This is a genomic window from Enterobacter soli ATCC BAA-2102, from assembly GCF_001654845.1.
Classification (GTDB): Bacteria; Pseudomonadota; Gammaproteobacteria; order Enterobacterales; family Enterobacteriaceae; genus Enterobacter; species Enterobacter soli.
This window is the reverse complement of sequence record NZ_LXES01000051.1, coordinates 21049-46902: the sequence shown is the minus strand read 5'-3', so window position 1 is coordinate 46902 and position 25854 is coordinate 21049. Positions and strand designations below refer to the sequence as shown.

Genomic DNA, 25854 nt, shown 5'->3' with positions numbered 1-25854 from the left:
CAATGGCAGTGTAAAGTTATATGACAACAAATAAAATTGGTGAGCCGTAAATATCCCTGTTCTGTGAGTTTGATCAATCAATGTGGCGTGGTGTATTGACCCTTTTCATTAAACATGTATGGTAGTCGTCATTGCATTAACATATATTGGTATAACAACTTGAGAGGGTGAGGCAATGGAACAAACCTGGCGTTGGTACGGGCCGAACGATCCGGTTTCTCTTGATGATGTGCGTCAGGCTGGCGCAACGGGTGTCGTTACCGCACTGCATCATATCCCTAACGGCCAGGTCTGGCCGGTAGACGAAATCAAAAAGCGCCAGGCACTGCTGGCTGAAAAGGGCTTAACCTGGTCTGTTGTTGAAAGTATTCCGGTCCACGAAGATATCAAAACGCATTCAGGTGAATGTGAAACCTGGATTGCTAACTATCAGCAAAGCATCCGCAACCTGGCTGTCTGCGGTATTGATACCGTTTGCTATAACTTTATGCCGATTCTGGACTGGACGCGTACCGACCTGGAATACACCTTGCCGGACGGTTCAAAAGCGTTGCGCTTTGATCAGATTGCCTTCGCGGCATTTGAATTACACATTCTGAAGCGCGAAGGTGCGGCTGCGGATTACACCGCAGAAGAGCAGCAGCAGGCGCTGGTATGGTTTAACGCCGCAAGCGATGCCGATATCGAAAAACTGACCCGCAACATTATTGCTGGCCTACCGGGTGCCGAAGAAGGTTACACGCTGGATCAGTTCCGCGCCCGTCTGGCGGAGTACGGCAATATAGATAAGAACCAGTTGCGCGAGAACATGGCGCACTTCCTGCGTGCCATTGTGCCAGTAGCGGAAGAGGCGGGCGTGCGCCTGGCGGTTCACCCGGACGATCCTCCGCGTCCTATTCTCGGCCTGCCGCGTATTGTTTCCACCATTGAAGATATGCAGTGGCTGAAAGAGACGGTAAACAGTATCTACAACGGCTTTACCATGTGTACCGGTTCATACGGTGTGCGTGCGGATAACGACCTGGTGCGGATGATTGAAACCTTCGGCGATCGTATTCACTTCACCCACCTGCGTGCAACGTGCCGTGAAGACAACCCGAAAACCTTCCACGAAGCTGCACACCTGGGCGGTGACGTGAACATGGTGGCGGTGGTTGACGCTATTCTGGCCGAAGAGCAGCGCCGTAAACACGCGGGTGATTTACGTCCTATTCCGTTCCGTCCTGACCATGGTCATCAGATGCTGGACGACCTGCGCAAGAAAACCAACCCAGGTTATTCGGCAATTGGCCGACTGAAAGGGATGGCTGAAGTGCGTGGCGTTGAGCTGGCACTGAAGATGACGAAGTATCCAGAACTGCTGTAAGTTCTGTTGCCCGGTGGCGCTACGCTTACCGGGTCTACAAAAAAACCGGCCATAGAGCCGGTTTTTTTATTCGTGCTTTTGTAGGCCGGGTAAGGCGAAGCCGCCACCCGGCAAATGCCACAATTAGTCAGCACGACCCATATAACGTTTTTCTTCGATATGGATACGGATCTTCTCGCCAGCAGACAGGTATTCAGGAACCTGTACAACCAGACCGGTGGTCAGAGTGGCGGGTTTGTTACGTGCACTTGCGGAAGCGCCTTTGATGCCCGGCGCCGTTTCAACGATTTCCAGGTCTACGGTCTGCGGCAGCTCAAGCGCCAGCAGCACGCCATCCCAGGTCAGAACCTGCATGTCCGGCATCCCACCTTCTGGAATGAACAGCAGCTCTTCTTCAATCTGATCTTTGGTGAAGATGTACGGGGTGTAGTCTTCTTTATCCATGAACACGTATTCGTTGCCGTCGATGTAAGAGAAATCAACGTAACGACGGGTCAGGGTCACGGTATCCACGATATCGTCACCTTTAAAGCGCTCTTCTACCTTCAGGCCGGTACGAACATCGGCGAAACGCATTTTGTACAGCGTTGCTGCTCCACGGGCGCTAGGTGCCTGAATATCGATATCTTTCACAATCAGCAGTTTGCCGTTGTAATTCAGTACCATACCTTTCTTAATTTCGTTCGCTCTTGGCATTGCAGTAATCCTGTTTAGGGAGGTAAAAAATATCGCGCCAAATTACTCGCGCGCGGCCTTTCAGGCAAGTGGATTTCGTGGCTTTTGCTATCAATACGCAAAAGGTGTTACTGTGCGCGCCACGCCCGATTGTGCGGGTATCCGTCGCTGAAAGAGAACATTTATGGATTGCCGTCCAGACTGTGGCGCATGTTGCACCGCACCGTCCATTTCAAGCCCCATTCCAGGGATGCCGGATGGCAAGCCTGCTAATACGCGCTGTATTCAGCTCTCAGAAAAAAATCTGTGTATGATTTTTGGTTCACCCTTGCGCCCAAAAGTGTGTTCCGGGCTAATGCCGTCGGCTGAGATGTGCGGTAACACCCGCGTGCAGGCGATGACGTATCTTCTGGAGCTGGAATCGCTCACTGCGCCCTAAACATCCTTAATGCGCGTCAGGCAGCCAATCGTCAGCGTGCACATCACCAGCGCAATCCAGAACACCGTGTGATAGTTCCAGATTTCGGCAACGACACCGGCCATTGAACCGGCAATAATCCAGCCTACGCGAGTAGTATTGGTATAAAGGGTTGTTGCTGACCCTGCCTGACCTGGCATGAGATCCTGGAAGTAAAGCATCCCAATCCCGGCGAGGATCCCGATATAAATCGCGTTCAGCAGCTGTAAAGCAAGCAGCAACGCTGGCGTGTGAACGGTCAGCATTCCAATATAGAACAGCAACCCTGCCACTGCTGCTATGCGCATCAAAAAACGTTTCCCGAAGCGCTTTGCGTAATAACCCGCAATCAGCATGGTAGGGATTTCCAGACCGGCGGCTGTACCCATCATGATCCCGGCCAGTTTCTCTGGCAGATGCAGTTCATCAATAATAAACAGCGGCATATTGATGATGTAGAGACTGTTAGTGCCCCACATTAAGGTGCAGATAATAAAGAGCAACAATGCATCGCGGCGATTACGGCGGGGGGCTTCCAGCGCACCGGTAGCCACTTTGGGCTCTTTACGCATCGACGGCAGGAAAAACCACACCATCGCGCCACACACCACAAAGGCCACTGCCGCACTCAGATACATCACCGTAAAACCAAAGCCCATCGCCAGTGCATAGGCCAGCGGCGGGCCAATCACCCAGGCCAGGGACACCTGCGCACGAAGAATCGAGCTGAACATGACGGCTTCACGCCCGGTGCGGTCGGCGTGCTCGCGGGCGAGGGCAAACATTTGCGGGTTGGCGGTAGAGCCGAAGCTGCTCAGGAACACACCCACGAAAAGCAAAATAAAGTAGTTACGGTTCCAGGCAAACAACACACAGGCAAAGACACCTAACAAACAGCAGAAGACAATAAGGCTTTTGCGGTCGCCTTTTCGATCCGAACGCCCAGCCAGAAACTGGCTGACCAGGATGCCGATGATGGCGCTTCCGGTAAAGAAGAAGCCGACCATCGCCGGGCGGGCATGGACTTCGTTAGTCAGAAACAAACTTAGCGTTGGTGTTTGTAACGCACCGGCGATCCCGGTGAGGAAGGCAACAATCAAAAACGCCGTTGACGTCAAATCAAAAGGCTTTGGTGAGGCGGCAGCGGGGGTGTTATGCATGTTTCTATATCAGTGATTGCATGAGAGACGCGGAGTGTACGCCGCCTGTCAGAAAATAAACAGATGGTGCGGTCAATTTCACCACAAAAAATCAAAATGGCATTTCAACTTACAGGTTCAGGCTGACCTTAGCTGAAACTGGATTGATGAACGTCAGCAAGTTTCAGCTGAACGAAGAAGAAATGTGCTGCATCTCTAAATTCTGAAACGAGAAATGTAACTTTCCTTGCAACACCTTGCAGAAAGAGCAAGACTTCTTGAAACGTTTCAGCGCTATCTTGTTTTACTGACGGAGCAGGTTAGCGCATTTTTTCTCATTTGAGCTGAAACGATTCAAGTTCAGCAGGAGAGGAGAACCATGTTCCAGTTATCTGTTCAGGATATTCACCCGGGCGCTCAGGCCGGGAATAAAGAAGAGGCCATTCGCCAGGTTGCCGCTGCACTCGTACAGGCAGGCAACGTTGCTGACGGCTACGTTAACGGGATGCTGGCGCGCGAGCAGCAGACCTCTACCTTCCTCGGCAATGGCATCGCCATTCCACACGGCACAACCGACACCCGCGACCAGGTGCTGAAAACCGGTGTTCAGGTGTATCAGTTCCCTCAGGGCGTGCTGTGGGGTGATGGCCAGGTGGCTTACGTGGCTATCGGCATCGCCGCCAGCAGCGACGAGCACTTAGGTTTGCTGCGTCAGCTGACGCACGTGCTGAGCGATGACTCTGTTGCAGAACAGCTGAAATCAGCAACCACGGCTGAAGAGCTGCGTGCATTGCTGATGGGTGAAAAACAGAGCGAAGCGCTGAAACTGGATAATGAAACGCTGACGCTGGATGTAACTGCCACCGATCTGGTGACCTTGCAGGCACTGAACGCTGGCCGTCTTAAAGAGGCAGGCGCTGCTGATGGGGCATTTGTCGCGCACGTGATCAACGATAAACCGCTGAATCTGGGCCAGGGTATCTGGCTGAACGACAGTGCTGAAGGCAACCTGCGCAGCGCTATCGCCGTGAGCCGTGCCGCGAACGCCTTTGAAGTTGACGGCGACCCTGCCGCGATGCTGGTGACTGTCGCCATGACGGATGATCAGCCGGTTTCCGTGCTGAAGCGTCTGGGCGATCTGCTACTGAACAACAAAGCTGAAAAACTGCTGAACGCCGATGCGGCGACCGTGCTGGCGCTGCTGACCAGCGACGATGCACTGACTGACGATGTGCTGAATGCTGAATTCGTGGTGCGTAACGAACACGGCCTGCACGCGCGTCCGGGCACTATGCTGGTAAATACCATCAAACAATTCGACAGTGAAATCACTGTTGCGAACCTTGATGGCACGGGTAAACCGGCCAATGGCCGTAGCCTGATGAAAGTGGTTGCTCTGGGTGTGAAAAAAGGCCACCGCCTGCGTTTCACCGCACAGGGTGCTGATGCTGAACAGGCATTGAAAGCGATTGGCGATGCCATCGCGGCCGGTCTTGGGGAGGGCGCATAATGAGCAGACGTGTTGCGACTATTACGCTGAACCCGGCTTACGACCTGGTGGGGTTTTGCCCGGAGATTGAGCGCGGCGAAGTAAACCTCGTGCGTACCACTGGCCTTCATGCAGCAGGCAAAGGGATTAACGTCGCGAAAGTGCTCAAGGATCTCGGTATCGATGTCACCGTGGGCGGATTCCTCGGCAAAGATAACCAGGATGGTTTCCAGCAGCTGTTCAGCGAGCTGGGCATTGCCAACCGTTTCCAGGTTGTGCAGGGCCGTACCCGTATCAACGTCAAGCTGACGGAGAAAGACGGTGAAGTGACCGACCTGAACTTCTCCGGCTTTGAAGTGACCCCGGCTGACTGGGAGCGTTTTGTTAATGATTCCCTGACCTGGCTCGGCCAGTTCGACATGGTGTGCGTCAGCGGCAGCCTGCCGTCCGGCGTCAGCCCGGAAGCGTTCACCGACTGGATGACGCGTCTGCGCAGCCAGTGCCCGTGCATTATTTTCGACAGCAGCCGCGATGCGCTGGTTGCGGGTCTTAAAGCTGCGCCGTGGCTGGTTAAACCCAATCGCCGTGAACTGGAGATCTGGGCTGGCCGTAAGCTGCCAGAATTAAAAGATGTAATTGAAGCTGCACATGCGCTGCGCGAACAGGGTATCGCTCACGTGGTGATTTCTCTGGGTGCAGAAGGGGCGTTGTGGGTTAACGCGTCTGGCGAATGGATCGCCAAACCACCATCGGTTGAAGTTGTGAGTACCGTTGGTGCAGGGGATTCAATGGTTGGCGGCCTGATCTATGGTCTGCTGATGCGCGAATCCAGTGAACATACTTTACGTCTTGCCACCGCCGTTGCTGCCCTGGCCGTGAGTCAGAGCAATGTCGGTATTACCGATCGTACCCAGTTAGCCGCGATGATGGCGCGCGTTGACTTAAAACCTTTTAACTAACAGCAGGAGAGGAATAATGAAAACGCTGCTGATTATTGACTCCGGTCTTGGACAGGCTCGCGCCTATATGGCGAAGACCCTGCTGGGAGCGGCGGCAAGCAAAGCACATCTGGAGTTTATCGATAACCCGGGCGATGCCGAACTGGCAGTTGTTCTTGGCGATAAAATCCCGGCGGATAGCGCGCTGAACGGCAAAAAAGTGTGGCTGGGCGATATCAATCGCGCGGTGGCACACCCGGAGCTGTTCCTGAGTGAAGCGAAAGGTCATGCGTCTGTTTACAGCGCACCTGTTGCGGCTGCTCCGGTTGCCGCCTCTGGTCCAAAACGCGTTGTCGCAGTCACCGCGTGCCCGACAGGCGTTGCACATACCTTTATGGCTGCTGAAGCCATTGAAACCGAAGCCAAAAAACGCGGCTGGTGGGTAAAAGTTGAAACCCGCGGCTCCGTGGGTGCGGGCAATGCGATCACCCCGGAAGAGGTGGCCGAAGCCGATCTGGTGATTGTCGCGGCCGACATCGAAGTGGATCTGGCGAAGTTTGCCGGTAAGCCGATGTACCGTACCTCTACCGGCCTGGCGCTGAAAAAGACCGCTCAGGAGTTTGATAAAGCGCTGGTGGAAGCCAAACCTTATCAGGCGACTGGCGCAACGAAGAGTGCGACTGAAGGTAAGAAAGAGTCTGCGGGAGCCTACCGTCACCTGTTGACCGGTGTTTCCTACATGCTGCCGATGGTGGTGGCGGGCGGTCTGTGTATCGCGCTGTCGTTCGCGTTTGGTATTACCGCGTTTAAAGAAGAAGGCACTCTGGCGGCTGCGCTGATGCAGATCGGCGGTGGTTCAGCCTTCGCGCTGATGGTTCCGGTTCTGGCAGGCTTTATCGCCTTCTCCATTGCGGACCGTCCGGGTCTGACGCCGGGTCTTATCGGCGGTATGTTGGCGGTGAGCACCGGTTCCGGCTTTATTGGCGGTATCATTGCGGGCTTCCTGGCCGGTTATGTTGCGAAGCTTATCAGCTCGAAACTGAAACTGCCGCAAAGTATGGAAGCGTTAAAACCTATCCTGATCATCCCGCTGATTTCCAGCCTGGTGGTGGGTCTGGCGATGATTTACCTGATTGGTAAACCGGTTGCTGGTATCCTGGCGGGTCTGACCCACTGGCTGCAAACCATGGGTACGGCTAACGCGGTTCTGCTGGGTGCTATCCTCGGCGGAATGATGTGTACCGACATGGGTGGGCCGGTGAACAAAGCGGCATACGCCTTTGGTGTGGGCCTGCTGAGTACGCAGACCTACGCCCCAATGGCGGCGATTATGGCTGCGGGTATGGTGCCTCCTCTGGCGCTGGGTCTGGCGACCATTATTGCGCGTCGTAAGTTCGATAAAGCGCAGCAGGAAGGTGGTAAAGCCGCATTGGTGCTGGGTCTGTGCTTCATCACTGAAGGTGCAATCCCGTTCGCAGCACGTGATCCGATGCGTGTACTGCCATGCTGTATCGTCGGCGGTGCAGTGACCGGTGCCATCTCCATGGCGATTGGCGCGAAACTGATGGCACCACACGGTGGTCTGTTTGTTCTGCTGATCCCAGGTGCTATTACCCCGGTTCTGGGTTATCTGATGGCGATCATTGCCGGTACGCTGGTGGCTGGTGTGTCTTATGCAGTGCTGAAACGTCCAGAAGTGGAATCCGTGGCAAAAGTTGCCTGATCCCACTCAACTTCACAAGGGCAGAGATTTCTCTGCCCTTTTTTTATGCCTTCGTTTTGTGCCTCACTTCTCAACTTTGTTCCCCCGCCTGAATTGTATCTATAAAAAAATGTGACTCTGTTCATATCTATTCGCTTTCGCACTTGCAGACGGATTTACTTTGCCAAAAACCTGCATATTATAAACACATGTTCATATGTGAACACGTGCTCTAAATCGTAGTGTCGGTTACGACAATTATTCTTAACGAACTCATTGTTATGGCGTTTTATTGCCAGAGGATGTGCTATGCGTGGAAAGGAATACATCGTTACGATCGGTTCGGCAAATATGGATGTTGCCGGGTACTCACATGCTTCATTAAATTATGCAGATTCCAATCCCGGGAAAATAAAGTTTACCCCTGGCGGCGTGGGGCGGAATATCGCACATAATCTGGCATTGCTCGGGAAAAATTCATGGCTTCTGACGGCAGTGGGTGATGATTTTTATGGGCAGTCATTGCTGGCTCAAACCCGGCAATATGGCGTGCATGTCGATAAATGTTTTCTGGTGCCAGGTGAAAATACCTCGTGCTATTTATCCTTGCTCGATAATACCGGCGAAATGCTGGTGGCAATTAATGATATGACGATATCAGAACAGATATCGGTCGCATTTTTAGAACAACATCTGGATTTTATTCGCAGTGCAGCGGCGATTATTGCGGACTGTAATATCAGTGAAGAAACCCTGGCATGGCTGCTGGAAAATTCAGGCGATGCGCCGGTCTTTGTTGACCCGGTATCTGCCTGGAAGTGCGTCAAAATTCGCGGACGGCTTAACAAAATACACACCCTGAAGCCCAACCGTCTGGAGGCCGAAACCCTAAGCGGCATCACGCTTTCCGGCCGGGATGATGTGGCAAAAGTCGCCGCCTGGTTCCATGAAAACGGGTTAACGCGTCTGGTACTGAGCATGGGCGGCGACGGGGTGTATTACAGCCATGCCAACGGTGAAAGCGGCTGGTCTTTACCGGTTAAAACGCAGGTGATTAATGTTACCGGTGCCGGGGATGCCATGATGGCGGGGCTGGTTTCCTGCTGGGTGGATGGAAGGCCTTTTATTGACTCCGTTCGATTTGCACAGGGTTGTTCATCCATGGTGCTGGCCTGTGAATATACCAATAACCCTGATTTGTCTGTTGAAAATGTTACATCCTTAGTGGAGAACGCAGAATGTCTGAATTAATGCTGAACGCTGAATTATTACAAATTTCACCCGAAGTGCAGGAAGCTATCCAGAATAAAAAACCGATTGTCGCGCTGGAGTCGACTATTATTTCCCACGGAATGCCATTCCCACAGAATGCACAAACGGCAATTGAAGTTGAACAGACTATTCGTAATCACGGCGCGGTACCGGCAACTATCGCTATTATTAACGGCGTGATGAAAGTTGGCCTGAGCAAAGAAGAGATTGAATTATTAGGCCGTGAAGGGCATAGCGTGACAAAAGTCAGTCGTCGCGATTTACCTTTTGTGGTCGCCGCGAAAAAAAATGGCGCAACAACCGTGGCATCAACCATGATTATTGCTGCCCTGGCTGGAATTAAAGTCTTTGCAACCGGTGGGATTGGTGGTGTGCACCGTGGTGCGGAACATACCTTTGATATTTCTGCCGATCTTCAGGAGCTGGCGCATACCAATGTTACGGTCGTCTGTGCCGGGGCAAAATCTATTCTCGACCTGGGATTAACGACCGAATATTTAGAAACCTTCGGCGTGCCGCTTATTGGCTATCAGACCAAATCTCTCCCGGCATTTTTCTGTCGTACCAGCCCGTTTGAGGTAAGCATTCGCCTGGACAGCGCCGAAGAAATTGCCCGTGCGATGGCGGTGAAATGGCAGGCCGGGCTGAAAGGCGGCCTGGTGGTGGCAAACCCGATCCCGGAGCAGTTTGCGATGGCGGAAGGGAAAATCAACGCAGCAATCGACCAGGCGGTGCGGGAAGCGCAAGAACAGGGCGTTGTGGGTAAAGACAGCACGCCGTTCCTGCTGGCGCGCGTGGCTGATCTGACCGGTGGCGACAGCCTGAAATCCAATATCCAACTGGTCTTCAATAACGCCGTACTGGCCTGCGAGATAGCGAAAGCGTATCAACGCCTCGCCTGATAAAACCGCGCGGGCAGAAAGCTGTCGCCCACGAATTGCAAACATACCAAAACCTGGCGATAGCGCCGGGTTTCCTGGCATGAAGGGAATTCACAATGGACATAATGAGAAGTGTTGTGGGGATGGTGGTATTACTGGCAATTGCTTTCCTGTTGTCAGTCAATAAAAAGCGCATCAGCCTGCGAACCGTGGGTGCGGCGCTGGTGCTACAAATCGCTATTGGTGGAATCATGCTCTATTTTCCACCGGGGAAATGGCTGGTAGAGCAGGCCGCGTTCGGCGTTCACAAGGTGATGTCCTATAGCGACGCGGGAAGCGCCTTTATTTTTGGTTCGCTGGTAGGGCCTAAGATGGATGTGCTGTTTGACGGGGCTGGTTTTATCTTTGCCTTCCGCGTGCTGCCTGCCATTATCTTCGTCACCGCGCTTATCAGTTTGCTGTATTACATTGGCGTGATGGGGCTGCTTATCCGTGTTCTCGGCGGTATTTTCCAGAAAGCGCTGAACATCAGCAAGATTGAATCCTTCGTGGCGGTCACCACGATATTCCTCGGGCAAAACGAGATCCCGGCTATCGTGAAACCCTTTATCGATCGCCTCAACCGCAATGAGCTGTTTACCGCGATTTGCAGCGGGATGGCCTCGATTGCCGGGTCGATGATGATAGGTTACGCCGGAATGGGCGTGCCGATTGATTATCTGCTGGCGGCCTCGCTGATGGCGATCCCGGGCGGGATTTTGTTTGCCCGAATACTGAGCCCGGCCACGGAAGCGTCGAATGTCTCTTTTGAGAATCTGTCATTCACTGAATCCCCGCCCAAAAGCATTATCGAAGCCGCGGCAAGCGGGGCGATGACCGGGTTAAAAATAGCCGCCGGGGTAGCGACCGTGGTGATGGCGTTTGTGGCGATTATTGCGCTGATTAACGGCATTATTGGCGGTGTGGGCGGCTGGTTTGGTTACGGTCATGCCACTCTGGAGGGGATATTCGGTTACGTGCTGGCTCCGCTGGCCTGGATTATGGGGGTGGACTGGAGCGATGCTTCACTTGCCGGTAGCCTGATTGGTCAAAAGCTGGCGATTAACGAGTTCGTGGCCTATCTCAACCTCTCGCCATACCTGCAAACGGCGGGCGCGCTGGATGTTAAAACGATTGCGATTATTTCATTTGCGCTGTGTGGCTTCGCAAACTTTGGCTCTATTGGTGTGGTGGTTGGGGCATTTTCCGCCATTGCGCCGCAACGTGCGCCGGAAATCGCCCAGCTCGGAATGCGCGCCCTGGCGGCAGCAACGCTCTCTAACCTGATGAGCGCCACTATTGCCGGGTTCTTTATTGGTTTGTAATGAAACTGCCCGGGCATTACGCCTGGGCGGTTTGCAGCAGATAAAGTGCGTTATCCGCGGAAAGCGTTGGGTTGTTAATACTGACACTGGCGCGCGATAACGCGGCACAAGCCATCGCGAAGTGCGCGCTGTCGCGAAAATCGCTCCCTTCCAGATAGCTGTAGATAAGCCCGGCCATAAAGCCATCATCGGCGCCAAAGCTGTCCACCACCGTGTGAGCAGGGGGCGTGAGCAGGAACTGCTCGCCATTCTTCTTGCTGCAAAAGACCGACTCATCTTTCAGGCACACATAAATGTGCTCAACACCCTGTTGATGCAGTGCATTTATCGCTTTTATGCGGTCGGCATCGGAGCGGATGGGCTGGCCCCACAGGATCTCCAGCTCTTTTTGCGTCGGTTTCAGGGTGTGGATCCGCGAATACCAGGTCTTGATTTTTTCTGCTTTAAATTCAGAAACGGTATCAATAAAGACCGGGATATCGTCGGCGATGGTAAATACCCACTCGATAGCTTCAGCCGTCAGGTTGCAGTCAGCCAGCACGACACCGGCATGGCGGATAAGATCCCTGGAGCCGTTCAGCAGCTGCGGGGTCAGTTTTTCCAGAATGTGGGTATCGTTAATCGCCAGAACCGTCTCTTCCTGCTGGTTGGCAATGGAGAGATAGGTCGAGGTGTTATGCCCGTGCAGACGGATGCTGCTGGAGATATTCACCCCGGCCTGGCGGGTCTGCTCCAGCAGGGTTTCGCCGTAAAAATCGCTGCCTACGGCGGAGATCAAATGCACATCGCGCCCCAGCAGGGCCAGGTTATGCGCAATGTTGCGGCCCACGCCGCCCGCCGAACATTGAATGTTCCCGGGGTTTGACGCAGCCTGCGGATAATGGATATCCGCTACGCCGCGAATATCCATGTTAATCGCGCCGACCACCACACAGTACTCTTGCTCGGTCAGGATATAACCCTTCCCTTTGATCATCCCTTTGCGCATCAAATCCATGATATGTGCCGCCACGCGTGAACGGCTGATCTGCAAAATATCGGCAATCTCGTTTTGCTGGATAAGAGGATTACGACGCAGGATCTTGAGTATCTGCTTCTCTCTGTCGTTCATTATTACGCAACCGCCTTATCAGTCTGCTGTGCTTTCAGCCAGGATATCTCTTCTGCCCAGATATCCGGGTTAATGGTTTCCAGCACCATCGGGACACCATCAAACCGGGCGTCCTGCATAATAAAACGGAAAGCGTCATGACCGATATTGCCTTCGCCCAGACTGTGATGGCGGTCAACGCGGCTGCCAAAGGCGCTTTTGGCATCGTTTAAGTGCATCCCGCGCAGGTATTTAAAGCCGACAATGCGCTCGAATTCGTCGAAGGTCTTTTGGGTCTCTTCGAGAGTGCGTAGATCGTAACCGGCAGCGAAGGCGTGGCAGGTATCAATGCACACACCGACGCGAGTCTTGTCTTCCACGCCGTCGATAATGGCCGCCAGATGCTCGAACTTAAACCCGAGGTTACTGCCCTGACCGGCGGTATTTTCGATAACCGCCGTCACGCCTTTGGTTTTATCCAGCGTAATGTTGATGGATTCCGCAATCCGCGCCAGGCAAGCATCTTCATCTATTTGCGTCAGGTGGCTGCCCGGGTGGAAGTTCAGCAGCGTCAGGCCAAGCTGTTCGCAGCGCTGCACTTCATCGAGGAAGGCTTCACGGGATTTCTCCAGTGCCTCTTCAACCGGATGACCGAGGTTAATCAGATAGCTGTCGTGGGGAAGGATCTGGCCCGGCCCGAAGTGATATTTCTCACAGGCGGCTTTGAAATCATCAATGACGTCACGGGTGAGCGGGGCGGCGCGCCACTGGCGCTGGTTCTTGGTGAACAGAGCGAAAGCGGTCGCGTCGATTTCAGCAGCACGAATGGCGGCATTCGCAAGGCCACCGGCAGCGCTTACGTGCGCTCCAACATATTTCATACAAGAACTCCTGTTAACCCGAAATGCTTATGATAGCGGGTTAACAGGAGAAGGACGAGGTGGTTTATGCCATCAAACTGTGAACGACCAGGTTAATTGCACCGCCGCCCACAATCAGCCAGATAAAGAGCACCAGCGCCATCAGCAGCGGCTTAGCACCGGCTTTTTTCAGTGCGCTAACGTGGGTGGTGACACCCAGCGCCGCCATTGCCATCGCCAGTAAAACCGTATCCAGCGTAACCAGCATATCAACCACGGCTTTAGGCAGCAGATGGAAGGAGTTAAACACCGCCACCACAATGAACAGAATGGCGAACCACGGGATCGTGATTTTGCTTTTCTGGTTGTTGCCCGCCGGAGCCAGCTGTTTAACACGAGCGGCCAGGATAATCAGGAACGGTGCCAGCATCATTACGCGCAGCATCTTGGCAATCACCGCCGCGTTTTCTGCATCCGGGTTAATGGCATGACCCGCGGCCACGACCTGGGCAACCTCATGCATAGTTGAACCAATGTAGATGCCATAGGTTTCAGGCGTAAACCAGTGGGCGACCAGCGGATACATGGCCGGATAGAGGAATATCGCCAGCGTACCGAAGATAACAACGGTCGCCACGGCCACGGTCACTTTGCTGGATTCAGCCTTAACCACTGGCTCGGTTGCCAGCACAGCGGCGGCACCACAAATACTGCTGCCCGCACCGATAAGCCAGCTGGTCTGTTTATCCAGCCCGAAAACTTTCTGCCCGATAAAGCAGGCCAGTAAAAAGGTGCTGGTCAGCGTGAGCACATCGATGGCGATACCACTGACGCCGACATCCGCAATCTGCGAAAAGGTCAGGCGGAAGCCATAAAGGATGATCCCGAGGCGCAGCAGATGTTGTTTGGCGAAGATAACGCCGCCATCGCAGGATTTCCAGATATGCGGGTAGACGGTATTCCCGACGACCATACCAAGCAAAATGGCCAGCGTTAATGCGCTGAAACCTGCGCCAGCAACCGCCGGAATACTGCCGCCCCATAATGCCACGCCAGTGATAACGGCACTGAGCGCAAGACCGGGCACGAAGTGCCACACTGTACGATGATTCTGTAGGGTGAGTTCTGTCATAACCTTCTCCTTTCTCTGGCTAAAAGGTTACGGCTGTCTGGCTTAAAAATAAAATTGATTATATATTTATAATTAATCTTTATAAGTGGTAAGCAACCATGCACATTACATTGCGTCAGCTGGAAGTTTTTGCCGAAGTGCTGAAAAGCGGGTCAACAACCCAGGCTTCGCAGATGCTGGCTTTGTCTCAGTCTGCGGTCAGTGCAGCGTTGACCGATCTTGAAGGGCAGCTTGGCGTTCAGCTCTTCGACAGGGTAGGGAAGCGCCTGGTGGTGAACGAACACGGCCGTCTGCTTTATCCGCGCGCGCTGGCGTTACTGGAACAGGCAACAGAAATCGAGCTGCTGTTCCGCGAAGACAACGGCGCGATCCGCGTTTACGCCAGCAGTACCATTGGTAACTACATTCTCCCGGAAGTGATTGCCCGCTATCGCCGTGATTTCCCCACTTTGCCGTTGGAGATGAGCGTGGGAAACAGTCAGGATGTGATTAATGCGGTGATCGATTTCCGCGTGGACATTGGTCTTATCGAAGGACCCTGTCATAACGTGGATGTGATTGCTGAACCCTGGCTGGAAGATGAGTTGGTGGTATTTGCGTCTCCTGCTTCTTCTTTATTAGAAGGAGAGGTAACCCTGGATCGCCTGGCCCAGGCGCAGTGGATCTTACGTGAACACGGCTCCGGGACGCGCGAAATTGTTGATTACCTGCTGTTATCCCATCTGCCGCAGTTTCAGCTGGGAATGGAGCTTGGGAATTCCGAGGCGATCAAACACGCGGTGCGCCACGGATTAGGGATCAGCTGCCTCTCCCGTCGCGTGATTGCGGAACAGCTCGAATCCGGCACTCTGGTCGAAATTCCGGTGCCGCTGCCTAAACTGGTGCGAACCCTGTGGTGCATTCACCATCGCCAGAAGCATCTTTCCAGCTCGCTCCAGCGTTTTCTGCGTTACTGCGAAATCTGAATTTCTCTCCCCGGTGACGCGTCGCGGGCCGGGGATGGGCCTCTTTTTATCCTGCCTTTTTCTGCGTTACTTATAATCCAGGCCGAGTCATGAAGCTCTCTTATAACTGGGCATTTCTGCCAGAAGGAACGCTTATCGTCTGTTACAATCGCGCCTCATTTATTAAATGGACAGCATTTTCACATGGTTTCAGAAATTAAAACCACAGAAGCGCCCGCGCTACGTCGCGAACTTAAGGCGCGTCACCTGACGATGATCGCCATCGGCGGTTCTATCGGTACAGGTCTTTTCGTTGCCTCTGGCGCAACGATTTCCGCGGCAGGCCCGGGTGGGGCACTCTTTTCTTATATCCTGATTGGCCTGATGGTGTACTTCCTGATGACCAGTCTGGGCGAACTGGCGGCATACATGCCCGTGTCAGGTTCGTTTTCAACCTACGGTCAAAAATACGTTGAAGAAGGCTTTGGCTTCGCGCTGGGCTGGAACTACTGGTACAACTGGGCGGTAACCATTGCCGTGGACCTGGTGGCTGCACAGCTGGTCATGAACTGGTGGTTCCCGGATACGCCGGGCTGGATCTGGAGCGCACTCTTCCTGTGCGTCATCTTCCTGCTGAACTACATCTCTGTTCGCGGTTTTGGTGAAGCAGAATACTGGTTCTCTCTGATTAAAGTGGCGACCGTCATTATCTTTATCGTTGTCGGTGTGGCAATGATCGTCGGTATTTTCAAAGGTGCTGAACCTGCGGGCTGGAGCAACTGGTCGATTGGCGATGCGCCGTTCGCGGGCGGGCTTTCAGCCATGATTGGCGTGGCGATGATTGTCGGCTTCTCCTTCCAGGGGACAGAACTTATCGGTATCGCCGCAGGTGAATCTGAAGATCCAGAGAAGAACATTCCGCGCGCGGTGCGTCAGGTGTTCTGGCGTATCCTGCTGTTCTATGTATTCGCTATTCTGATTATCAGCCTGATCATTCCTTACACCGATCCGAGCCTGCTGCGTAACGATGTGAAAGACATCAGCGTGAGTCCGTTTACGCTGGTCTTCCAGCACGCGGGTCTGCTCTCTGCGGCTGCGGTGATGAACGCCGTTATCCTGACCGCGGTGCTGTCTGCGGGTAACTCAGGTATGTACGCCTCAACCCGTATGCTCTACACCCTGGCGTGCGATGGTAAAGCGCCGCGCATCTTCGCGAAATTGTCCCGTGGCGGCGTACCGCGTAACGCGCTGTATGCCACCACCGTGATTGCGGGTCTGTGCTTCCTGACCTCGATGTTTGGTAACCAGACGGTCTACCTGTGGCTGCTTAACACCTCCGGTATGACGGGCTTCATCGCCTGGCTGGGGATTGCTATCAGCCACTACCGCTTCCGTCGCGGGTACGTGATGCAGGGTCATGACATTAACAACCTGCCGTACCGTTCAGGTTTCTTCCCGCTGGGGCCGATTTTCGCTTTCATTCTGTGCCTGATTATTACCCTTGGTCAGAACTATGAAGCCTTCCTTGCGGACACCATTGACTGGGGCGCAGTAACGGCCACATACATTGGTATCCCGCTGTTCCTGGTCATCTGGTTTGGTTACAAACTGACGAAAGGAACCCAATTCGTTCGCTACAGCGAAATGGATTTCCCGGAACGATTTAAAAAATAATCGCACTTCCTCTCTTTTAACCCGCTCAACCGAGCGGGTTTTTTTATCTCCACATTATGAAGAACAGATATATTTCTTAACAATTAAATTGATAATAGTTATCGTTTGCTTTATCGTTACGAAAAATAAGCAGGAACCCGACCAGCCGGAGATGCAGGCGGGCAGCAAGGCATTGCGAGCAATAATTATTTGATTTAGTTGTAGTTACCTCATGGAGATATGGAATGTTTAGGTTAAATCCCTTCGTCAGGGGAGGACTTTGTGCGTCCGCAATGTCCCTGGCACTGCCTGTCATCGCAGCCGAATCCGGCGACACAATGGTGGTGACGGCCGCCGCTACCGAGCAAAACCTGAAAGATGCCCCGGCCAGTATCAGCGTAATTACTCAGGAAGATTTGCAGCGTAAACCCGTCCAGAACCTGAAAGATGTGTTACAGGACGTGCCAGGCGTGCAGCTCACCAACGAAGGGGATAACCGTAAAGGGGTCAGCATCCGTGGCCTGGACAGCAGCTACACGCTGATCCTGGTCGATGGAAAACGCGTGAACTCCCGCAATGCGGTTTTCCGTCACAACGATTTTGACCTGAACTGGGTACCGGTGGATGCCATCGAGCGCATCGAAGTGGTGCGCGGGCCGATGTCTTCGCTGTATGGCTCCGACGCCCTCGGTGGGGTGGTGAACATCATCACCAAAAAAATCGGCCAGAAATGGACGGGAACCCTGAGTGCGGATTCCACTATTCAGGAACACCGCGATCGTGGTGACACCTACAACGGCCAGTTCTATACCAGTGGTCCACTGGTGGACGGCGTTCTGGGGCTGAAAGCCTACGGTAGCCTGTCTAAGCGTGAAAAAGACGACCAGCAAGAATCTTCCACGTCTGCCTCCGGGGAAACGCCGCGTATTGAGGGCTTCACCAGCCGCGATGCCAACGTTGAGTTCGCCTGGACGCCAAATGAAAATCATGACTTCACCGCGGGCTATGGTTTCGATCGCCAGGATCGTGACTCCGACTCGCTGGACCAAAACCGCCTGGAGCGCCAAAACTACTCCCTGAGCCACAATGGCCGCTGGGGGATGGGCAATAGCGAGCTCAAATTCTACGGCGAAAAAGTAGATAACAAGAACCCGGGGAACACAGGCACTATCACGTCCGAAAGCAATTCTGTTGACGGTAAATACGTGTTGCCGCTGTCTGAGATCAACCAGTTTCTGACCTTCGGCGGGGAGTGGCGTCACGACAAGCTGAAGGATCCGGTTAACCTGACGGGCGGCTCCAGCAGCGCGACGTCTGCGAGCCAGTATGCGCTCTTCCTGGAAGACGAATGGCGCATCTTTGAACCGCTGGCGCTGACCACCGGCATCCGTATGGATGACCATGAAACCTACGGCGATCACTGGAGCCCGCGTGCCTATCTGGTCTACAACGCGACCGATACCGTTACGGTGAAAGGGGGCTGGGCAACCGCATTTAAAGCGCCATCGCTCCTGCAACTTAGCCCGGACTGGGTGACGGGTTCATGCCGTGGCGCCTGTGAAATTGTGGGTAACCCGGACCTGAAACCGGAAACCAGCGAAAGCTTCGAGCTCGGGCTGTACTACAGCGGAGAAGAGGGCTGGTTAGAAGGCGTGCAGGCCAGCATTACCACGTTCCAGAACGACGTGGATGATCGGATCAGTATCAGCCGTACGGCTAACGTCAATCAGGCTCAGAGCTACCCGAACTATGTCGGGCTGAACGCCGACGGCGAACCTATTTTCCGTTATTACAACGTCAACAAGGCCCGTATCCGTGGGGTAGAAACAGAGCTGAAGTTCCCGGTGGCAGAAGACTGGAAAGTGACGCTGAACTACACCTATAACGATGGCCGGGATATCAGCAACGGCGGTAATAAACCGTTGTCTGAACTGCCGTTCCACACCGCCAATGGTACCGTTGACTGGAAGGCAACGCAGGACTGGTCGTTCTATGTGCAGGGGAACTACACCGGTGAGAAGCGTGCGCTGACATCGGGCGAAGCGACACCGGGTGGCTATGTTATCTGGAACACCGGCGCGGCATGGCAGGCAACGAAAAGCGTGAAGCTGCGTGCCGGCGTGCAGAACCTGCTGGATAAAGATCTGAGCCGTGACGATTACAGCTACACGGAAGATGGTCGCCGTTACTTTGTGGGCGTGGATTATAAGTTCTGATGTCGCCAGGGTAAAAGCAAAACGGCAACGGAAGTTGCCGTTTTTAGTGTTTGTTCCCTCTCCCTGTGGGAGAGGGCCAGGGTGAGGGCATCAGCGCGCACGTAGCCGCACTTATCCGAACAAATGCTCTGCATGGAAGCGGAGATGATCCTCAATAAAGGACGCAATAAAGTAATAGCTGTGATCGTACCCAGGCTGAATACGCAGCGTCAGCGGCCAGTCTTTCTGGCGTGCTGCTTCAGCAAACACCGCAGGCTGTAGCTGTCCGGCCAGGAACTGATCGGCATCACCCTGATCGATAAGCGTCGGGATCGCATCTTCAGCATTGCTGGCTAGCAGCAGTGCACAGCTATCCCATGCCTGCCATTTTTCGGCATCATTCCCGAGATAGTGCGTAAAGGCTTTCTGCCCCCACGGCACGTGCGTTGGGTTCACAATGGGTGCAAATGCTGAAACGCTGGTGAACTTACCTGGATTTTTCAGCGCCATGATCAGCGCGCCGTGTCCGCCCATCGAATGACCGCTGATAGCGCAACGGTCGCTGACCGCAAACTCGGCCTGAATCAATGCCGGCAGCTCATCACGGACATAATCATACATGCGGTAATGACTGGCCCACGGCTGCTCGGTGGCGTTCAGATAGAAGCCTGCGCCTTTGCCTAAGTCGTATCCGGCGTCATCGGCAACATCCTCACCGCGCGGGCTGGTGTCCGGCATCACCAGGGCAATGCCCAGTTCAGCAGCAATGCGCTGCGCACCCGCTTTGGTGGTGAAGTTTTCGTCGTTACAGGTTAAACCCGACAGCCAGAAAAGAACGGGTGGTTTCGCTCCTTCTTCTGTAGGTGGCAGGAAAATGCTGAACGTCATGGCGCAGTTCAGTACGGTGGAGTCGTGCCGCCAGCGCTGCTGTCGACCTTCAAAACAACGGTGCTCTTCGAGCAGTTCCATGCAAGGCTCCTTATACGAAGTGATATTCATTAAACCCATAATACAGAGTTTTCATTTACCTGTGAGTAACTTTCACTTCCGCTTAGCGGCAAGATACTGCATCATAAATTAACTTATTTTTAACAATTGGAGTGGTCATGGCGCTGCGTATTGCGCTCAGCGGATTTGTCGTTCTGGTCGTTGCGATGGGGATTGGGCGCTTCGCCTTCACCCCGCAGGTGCCGCTGATGATTGCGGACGGACAACTTACGCTGACGAGCGCCGGGCTGGTGGCGGCGATGAACTACCTCGGCTATCTGGCTGGGGCCTGGGATGCCATGCGAGCGCATCGTTTCGTTGAGCTGCGGCTCTGGGTCGGCATTACTGGCGCAGTTGCGCTGACGTTGCTGTCGGCCGTTGCGGATAATGCCCTTGTTCACGGCGTGCTGCGGTTTGCTATCGGTTGCATGAGCGGCTGGTCAATGGTGCTCATTGCCGCGTGGACCAACGAGCGGCTGGGTTATCTGGGTAAACCTGGGCTGAGTGCGGCGGTGTTTGCCGGGCCGGGCGCGGGTATCGCCCTCAGCGGCTTGCTGGCGGTCTATATTCAAAGCAGGGCGATCCCGGCGGGTGCCGCATGGCAGATTTATGGCGTACTGGCGTTGATCCTGGTGACGCTGGTGGCGCGCTATCTTCCCCGCGGCGGCCAGCTTCACCGCCCTGAGACGGCGCCTGAACCGCTGGTACTGACCACCAATCTGCGGCGTCTGGTCTGGAGCTATAGTCTGGCGGGCTTTGGGTATATCCTCCCGGCGACATTTCTATCGCAAATGGCGGTCACGCGTTTCCCGGGCAGCCTGTTTGCACAGTTTGTCTGGCCGCTCTTTGGCGCGGCATCCGTGGTGGGGATTGGGCTCAGCATTATGCTGCGTCACTTCTCATCGTCTAACCGCAGGCTGGCCGTTGTGCTGTGGTTGCAGGGTGTCGGTGTATTGGCGGCCTGGCTGGTGCCGGGTATCGCGGGGTTATTGCTGGGCGGATTGCTGGTGGGCGGCGGGTTCCTGTGTGCCGTTCAGCTTTCTCTGTTGTATGGCCGGGAACTGGCACCTCAGCATACGCGTTATATGGCCGGGCTGCTCACCACAGGCTATGCGGTCGGGCAACTTGTTGGCCCGGTGACCTCGGCATTATCGACCTGGATTTTGCATCAGCTGGAGCCTGCGTTAGGGCTTGCGGGTATTGCGCTGTTTATCGGCGGCGCGTTAGTCTGGAACCGTCAGGCTGAAAGGCAACAGCAATTGCAATAATTATCGTCGTGAATACTGGATTATGTGCGCCGCCTCACGCACAATGAGCGCACACTTTTGCCACAACGAGGGCAGAAGACAGCCACACCTGCGGGAGAAAATAAATGTCATCACTCAGTAAAGAAGCTGCCCTGGTTCATGAAGCCCTGCTTGCGCGCGGCCTTGAAACGCCTCTGCGTCCACCCGTTCAGGAGATGGACAATGAAACACGTAAACGTCTGATTTCTGGCCATATGACCGAGATTATGCAATTGCTGAATCTCGATCTGAGCGATGACAGCCTGATGGAAACCCCTCACCGCATCGCGAAAATGTATGTCGATGAGATCTTCTCAGGTCTGGACTACGCTAACTTCCCGAAAATCACCGTTATCGAAAATAAGATGAAGGTTGATGAGATGGTAACGGTTCGCGACATTACGCTGACCAGCACCTGCGAGCATCACTTCGTCACCATCGACGGTAAAGCCACCGTGGCCTACATTCCGAAAGATACGGTGATTGGTCTGTCCAAAATCAACCGTATCGTGCGCTTCTTTGCCCAGCGTCCGCAGGTACAGGAGCGTCTGACGCAACAGATCCTGACTGCGCTGCAAACGCTGCTGGGGACCAATAACGTGGCGGTGTCTATCGATGCGGTTCACTACTGTGTGAAAGCACGCGGCGTTCGCGATGCAACCAGCGCGACCACGACCACGTCTCTGGGTGGCCTGTTTAAATCCAGCCAGAACACTCGCCAGGAGTTCCTGCGCGCGGTGCGTCACCACAACTAATCAGGCAGGGCAGGGTACATGGAGCGAAATGTCACGCTCGATTTTGTTCGCGGCGTCGCCATTCTCGGTATCCTGCTGCTTAATATCAGCGCCTTTGGTTTGCCAAAGGCCGCTTATCTCAACCCGGCGTGGTACGGTGACATCACCCGTAGCGATGCCTGGACATGGGCGTTCCTCGATCTTTTCGCCCAGGTTAAATTCCTCACCCTCTTCGCACTGCTGTTTGGTGCCGGTCTTCAGTTACTGTTAAAGCGCGGTACGCGCTGGATACAATCACGTCTGACTCTGTTAGTGATTCTTGGTTTCATCCACGGCCTGCTTTTCTGGGACGGCGATATTCTGTTGGCTTATGGGCTAGTCGGCTTAATCTGCTGGCGACTGATCCGCGATGCGCACAGCGTGAAAAGCCTCTTTAACACCGGCGTGATGCTATATCTCATGGGCATTGGCGTGCTGATCCTGCTGGGGATGATTTCGGGCGACGCCACCAATCGGTCGTGGATCCCGGATGCGGCTAACCTCCAGTATGAACAGTTCTGGAAGCTGAAAGGCGGCGCGGAAGCCATTAGCAACCGGGCTGATATGCTCGGTGATAATCTTCTGGCGCTGGGGGCGCAGTACGGCTGGCAGCTGGCGGGAATGATGCTGATGGGGGCCTCGATGATGCGAACGGGCTGGCTGAAAGGTGAATTCAGCCTTCGCCATTATCGTCGTGTCGGGGCCGGGCTGGTGGCAATTGGCGTGCTAATTAACGTTCCGGCTATCGTGATGCAGTGGCATCTCGACTGGAATTACCGCTGGTGTGCCTTCCTGCTCCAGGTACCACGCGAGCTTGGCGCACCGTTCCAGACCATTGGCTATGCGGCGCTGATTTACGGCTTCTGGCCGCAGCTGTGTCGCTTCTGGTTAGTGAGTGCTGTTGCCTGTGTTGGGCGAATGGCGCTGAGCAATTACATCCTGCAAACGCTGATTTGCACCACGCTTTTCTATCGTTTTGGTCTGTTTATGAAATTCGACCGACTCGAACTGCTGGCGTTTGTTATTCCGGTCTGGGTCGTCAATGTGGCGTTTTCGGTTATCTGGCTGCGTTATTTCCGCCAGGGACCACTGGAATGGCTATGGCGACAATTAACCGCACATGCTGCGGGTGTATCATTGAGTAATACATCCAGATAACGATCTGGATCACAATCATTAACAAAACGGATGTAAACGTTTTCATCCGTGTGAGCTTCTTCACGTAGTCCCCTTTCTCTCGCTGCCAAAATAGCCACCTTGCTTAACACAGGGGGTGTCTGTGAGTTGCTGCAATCCTATTAAGGATGGTGAATATGATCACCATTCGTGACGTCGCCCGCCTGGCGGGCGTTTCTGTTGCTACTGTCTCGCGCGTGCTGAATAACAGTGCGCTGGTCAGCCCTGAAACCCGTGAAGCCGTGATGAAAGCCGTCACGCAGCTGGGATACAGGCCGAATGCCAATGCCCAGGCGTTAGCCACCCAGGTCAGTGACACCATTGGTGTGGTGGTGATGGACGTATCGGACTCATTCTTTGGCGCGCTGGTTAAAGCGGTCGATGTTGTCGCACAGCAGCACCAGAAGTATGTGCTGATTGGCAACAGCTACCACGAGGCTGAAAAAGAGCGTCATGCGATTGAAGTTCTGATCCGCCAGAGATGTAACGCCTTGATTGTCCACTCAAAAGCCTTGAGTGACGAGGAGCTGGCCGGGTTTATGGAGCAGATCCCTGGCATGGTGCTGATCAACCGAATTGTGCCGGGTTACGCCCACCGTTGTGTCGGGCTGGATAACATCAGCGGTGCCATGATGGCCACGCGGATGCTGATTAACAATGGCCATCAGCGTATCGGCTTTCTGGCGTCCAGCCATCATATTGAAGACGATGCGATGCGCCGTGAAGGGTGGCAGCGGGCGCTGAAAGAGCACGGCATTACACCTCTGGAAAGCTGGGTGGGTACGGGCTCGCCGGATATGCAGGGTGGGGAAGCCGCGATGGTCGAACTGCTGGGACGCAATCTTCAGCTTTCTGCGGTCTTTACTTACAACGATAACATGGCGGCGGGTGCGCTTACGGCGCTGAAAGACAACGGTATTGCGGTGCCACAGCATTTGTCGCTGATTGGCTTTGACGACATCCCGATTGCCCGTTACACCGATCCGCAGCTGACCACGGTGCGTTACCCGATTGCGTCAATGGCAAAACTGGCGACTGAGCTGGCGTTACAAGGCGCGGCAGGGCAGCTGGATCCGGGAGCAACACACTGTTTCATGCCGACTTTAGTGCGTCGCCATTCGGTAGCTATTCGGCAAACTGTGGTTCCGATCACTAACTGATTACGCAGGTCGATGTAACCGTTTTCAATCTGTGAGTAAATTCACAGTATCTTAACAAGGCGCTTACTATGATGTCAGCGTTTTAGGAGCTGAAACGCTATGTAACGGTGATTAATCACTTTCACTATAGCCAAAGTGCCGCAAACAACCAATAAAACGCATTTCTGGAGCGTTACCGAACACGGAAGATAGAAATTTTATAAGTGAACTTCGGCTGTCAGTAACGTTTTCTTAACACCTGCCCGCCGACCGTTATTCACAAGAACTACCCTGCATAAAAAAACCGGAGATACCATGAATAAGAAGGTGTTGACTCTGTCTGCTGTTATGGCAAGTATGCTTTTTGGTGCAACAGCGCACGCTGCGGATACCCGTATTGGTGTGACAATCTATAAATACGACGACAACTTTATGTCTGTTGTGCGTAAAGCTATCGAGAAAGATGCTAAAGCAGCGCCAGACGTTCAGCTGCTGATGAATGACTCCCAGAACGACCAGTCCAAGCAGAACGATCAGATCGACGTACTGCTGGCGAAAGGCGTGAAAGCACTGGCCATCAACCTGGTTGACCCAGCTGCGGCAGGCACAGTTATCGAGAAAGCGCGTGGCCAGAATGTGCCAATCGTTTTCTTCAACAAAGAACCTTCTCGCAAAGCGCTGGACAGCTATGACAAAGCGTTTTACGTGGGTACTGACTCGAAAGAGTCCGGTATTATCCAGGGCGATCTGATTGCTAAACACTGGGCGGCAAACCCTAACTGGGACCTGAACAAAGACGGTCAGATCCAGTTCGTTCTGCTGAAAGGCGAACCAGGCCACCCGGATGCTGAAGCACGTACCACTTACGTTATCAAAGAACTGAATGACAAAGGCCTGAAAACTCAGCAGCTGGCGTTAGATACCGCAATGTGGGATACCGCTCAGGCGAAAGATAAGATGGACGCGTGGCTGTCTGGCCCAAATGCTAACAAAATCGAAGTGGTTATCGCCAACAACGATGCGATGGCAATGGGTGCAGTAGAAGCGCTGAAAGCACACAACAAATCTTCCATTCCTGTGTTCGGTGTGGATGCCCTGCCAGAAGCACTGGCGCTGGTTAAATCTGGTGCAATGGCCGGTACCGTTCTGAACGATGCCAACAACCAGGCGAAAGCCACCTTCGATCTGGCGAAAAACCTGGCCGACGGTAAAGGTGCAGCTGATGGCACCAACTGGAAGATTGAAAACAAAATCGTTCGCGTACCATACGTGGGCGTAGACCAGTCCAACCTGGCTGAGTTTATCGGTAAATAAGTAATTAGTACTGTCTCCACTG

Annotated in this window: 22 protein-coding genes; 16 read left to right on the top strand and 6 right to left on the bottom strand. The window is 53.9% G+C overall.

Annotated elements, in window-relative coordinates; translation table 11 throughout:
- Positions 1–175: 175 nt before the first annotated feature.
- The gene (gene uxuA / locus M987_RS20860; protein ID WP_014071048.1) at positions 176–1366 is read left to right on the top strand and encodes a mannonate dehydratase; all 1191 of its coding nucleotides are present in this window, start codon (positions 176–178) and stop codon (positions 1364–1366) included.
- 123 nt (positions 1367–1489) lie between these two features.
- On the opposite strand, the gene yeiP is transcribed toward uxuA, so the two are convergent.
- On the bottom strand, positions 1490–2062 hold the full coding sequence (gene yeiP, locus M987_RS20855; RefSeq protein WP_008500940.1) for an elongation factor P-like protein YeiP: 573 nt from the start codon (positions 2060–2062) through the stop codon (positions 1490–1492).
- Between the two features lie 163 nt (positions 2063–2225).
- Here yeiP and M987_RS20850 point away from each other — a divergent pair, with 163 nt between their 5' ends.
- A complete protein-coding gene (locus tag M987_RS20850) occupies positions 2226–2480 on the top strand; it encodes a YkgJ family cysteine cluster protein (RefSeq protein WP_014071047.1) in 255 nt (84 codons plus the stop codon).
- On the opposite strand, the gene setB is transcribed toward M987_RS20850, so the two are convergent.
- Positions 2477–3658: a sugar efflux transporter SetB gene (setB, locus tag M987_RS20845; RefSeq protein WP_014071046.1), complete on the bottom strand. Its 1182-nt coding sequence runs from the start codon at positions 3656–3658 to the stop codon at positions 2477–2479. The genes M987_RS20850 and setB overlap by 4 nt on opposite strands.
- A 358-nt stretch (positions 3659–4016) precedes the next feature.
- On the opposite strand from setB, the gene fruB reads away from it, so the two are divergent.
- The 6 genes from fruB to M987_RS20810 all read left to right on the top strand — a co-directional run bounded on the left by fruB (position 4017) and on the right by M987_RS20810 (position 11283).
- The gene (fruB, locus tag M987_RS20835; RefSeq protein ID WP_014071045.1) at positions 4017–5147 is read left to right on the top strand and encodes a fused PTS fructose transporter subunit IIA/HPr protein; all 1131 of its coding nucleotides are present in this window, start codon (positions 4017–4019) and stop codon (positions 5145–5147) included.
- On the top strand, positions 5147–6085 hold the full coding sequence (fruK, locus tag M987_RS20830; protein ID WP_014071044.1) for a 1-phosphofructokinase: 939 nt from the start codon (positions 5147–5149) through the stop codon (positions 6083–6085). The genes fruB and fruK overlap by 1 nt, the downstream gene beginning before the upstream one ends.
- A gap of 16 nt (positions 6086–6101) precedes the next feature.
- Positions 6102–7787, top strand: coding sequence for a PTS fructose transporter subunit IIBC (gene fruA / locus M987_RS20825; RefSeq protein ID WP_014071043.1), 1686 nt, complete (start codon positions 6102–6104; stop codon positions 7785–7787).
- Positions 7788–8075: 288 nt separating this feature from the next.
- Positions 8076–9017: a pseudouridine kinase gene (locus M987_RS20820; protein ID WP_014071042.1), complete on the top strand. Its 942-nt coding sequence runs from the start codon at positions 8076–8078 to the stop codon at positions 9015–9017.
- Positions 9005–9940, top strand: a complete 936-nt coding sequence (locus M987_RS20815) for a pseudouridine-5'-phosphate glycosidase (RefSeq protein ID WP_014071041.1) — start codon at positions 9005–9007, stop codon at positions 9938–9940. Before M987_RS20820 ends, M987_RS20815 begins: the two co-directional genes overlap by 13 nt.
- Before the next feature lie 95 nt (positions 9941–10035).
- On the top strand, positions 10036–11283 hold the full coding sequence (locus tag M987_RS20810; RefSeq protein WP_014071040.1) for a NupC/NupG family nucleoside CNT transporter: 1248 nt from the start codon (positions 10036–10038) through the stop codon (positions 11281–11283).
- A gap of 16 nt (positions 11284–11299) precedes the next feature.
- On the opposite strand, the gene M987_RS20805 is transcribed toward M987_RS20810, so the two are convergent.
- The 3 genes from M987_RS20805 to M987_RS20795 all read right to left on the bottom strand — a co-directional run bounded on the left by M987_RS20805 (position 11300) and on the right by M987_RS20795 (position 14365).
- Positions 11300–12394, bottom strand: a complete 1095-nt coding sequence (locus M987_RS20805; protein WP_014071039.1) for a sugar kinase — start codon at positions 12392–12394, stop codon at positions 11300–11302.
- 2 nt (positions 12395–12396) lie between these two features.
- On the bottom strand, positions 12397–13254 hold the full coding sequence (gene nfo, locus M987_RS20800; RefSeq protein WP_014071038.1) for a deoxyribonuclease IV: 858 nt from the start codon (positions 13252–13254) through the stop codon (positions 12397–12399).
- Positions 13255–13318: 64 nt separating this feature from the next.
- Positions 13319–14365, bottom strand: a complete 1047-nt coding sequence (locus tag M987_RS20795; RefSeq protein WP_014071037.1) for a YeiH family protein — start codon at positions 14363–14365, stop codon at positions 13319–13321.
- Between the two features lie 98 nt (positions 14366–14463).
- Here M987_RS20795 and yieE point away from each other — a divergent pair, with 98 nt between their 5' ends.
- From yieE to cirA, 3 genes are all read left to right on the top strand, one after another.
- Positions 14464–15330, top strand: a complete 867-nt coding sequence (gene yieE, locus M987_RS20790; RefSeq protein ID WP_014071036.1) for a DNA-binding transcriptional regulator YeiE — start codon at positions 14464–14466, stop codon at positions 15328–15330.
- A gap of 183 nt (positions 15331–15513) precedes the next feature.
- On the top strand, positions 15514–16983 hold the full coding sequence (locus M987_RS20785; protein WP_014071035.1) for an amino acid permease: 1470 nt from the start codon (positions 15514–15516) through the stop codon (positions 16981–16983).
- A gap of 224 nt (positions 16984–17207) precedes the next feature.
- A complete protein-coding gene (gene cirA / locus M987_RS20780) occupies positions 17208–19178 on the top strand; it encodes a catecholate siderophore receptor CirA (RefSeq protein WP_014071034.1) in 1971 nt (656 codons plus the stop codon).
- 111 nt (positions 19179–19289) lie between these two features.
- Here cirA and fghA read toward each other — a convergent pair whose 3' ends face one another.
- Positions 19290–20126: an S-formylglutathione hydrolase gene (gene fghA / locus M987_RS20775; RefSeq protein WP_014071033.1), complete on the bottom strand. Its 837-nt coding sequence runs from the start codon at positions 20124–20126 to the stop codon at positions 19290–19292.
- Positions 20127–20263: 137 nt separating this feature from the next.
- Between fghA and M987_RS20770 the strand changes: the two genes are divergently transcribed.
- From M987_RS20770 to mglB, 5 genes are all read left to right on the top strand, one after another.
- Positions 20264–21412, top strand: a complete 1149-nt coding sequence (locus M987_RS20770) for a YbfB/YjiJ family MFS transporter (RefSeq protein WP_014071032.1) — start codon at positions 20264–20266, stop codon at positions 21410–21412.
- Between the two features lie 104 nt (positions 21413–21516).
- Positions 21517–22185, top strand: a complete 669-nt coding sequence (folE, locus tag M987_RS20765) for a GTP cyclohydrolase I FolE (RefSeq protein WP_014071031.1) — start codon at positions 21517–21519, stop codon at positions 22183–22185.
- 18 nt (positions 22186–22203) lie between these two features.
- Positions 22204–23361 carry a DUF418 domain-containing protein YeiB gene (yeiB, locus tag M987_RS20760; protein ID WP_014071030.1) on the top strand — a complete coding sequence of 386 codons (1158 nt, stop codon included), beginning with the start codon at positions 22204–22206 and terminating at the stop codon, positions 23359–23361.
- A gap of 155 nt (positions 23362–23516) precedes the next feature.
- Positions 23517–24539 carry an HTH-type transcriptional regulator GalS gene (gene galS, locus M987_RS20755; RefSeq protein ID WP_014071029.1) on the top strand — a complete coding sequence of 341 codons (1023 nt, stop codon included), beginning with the start codon at positions 23517–23519 and terminating at the stop codon, positions 24537–24539.
- A 294-nt stretch (positions 24540–24833) separates the two neighbouring features.
- Positions 24834–25832, top strand: a complete 999-nt coding sequence (mglB, locus tag M987_RS20750; protein WP_014071028.1) for a galactose/glucose ABC transporter substrate-binding protein MglB — start codon at positions 24834–24836, stop codon at positions 25830–25832.
- The last annotated feature ends 22 nt before the right edge of the window (positions 25833–25854 follow it).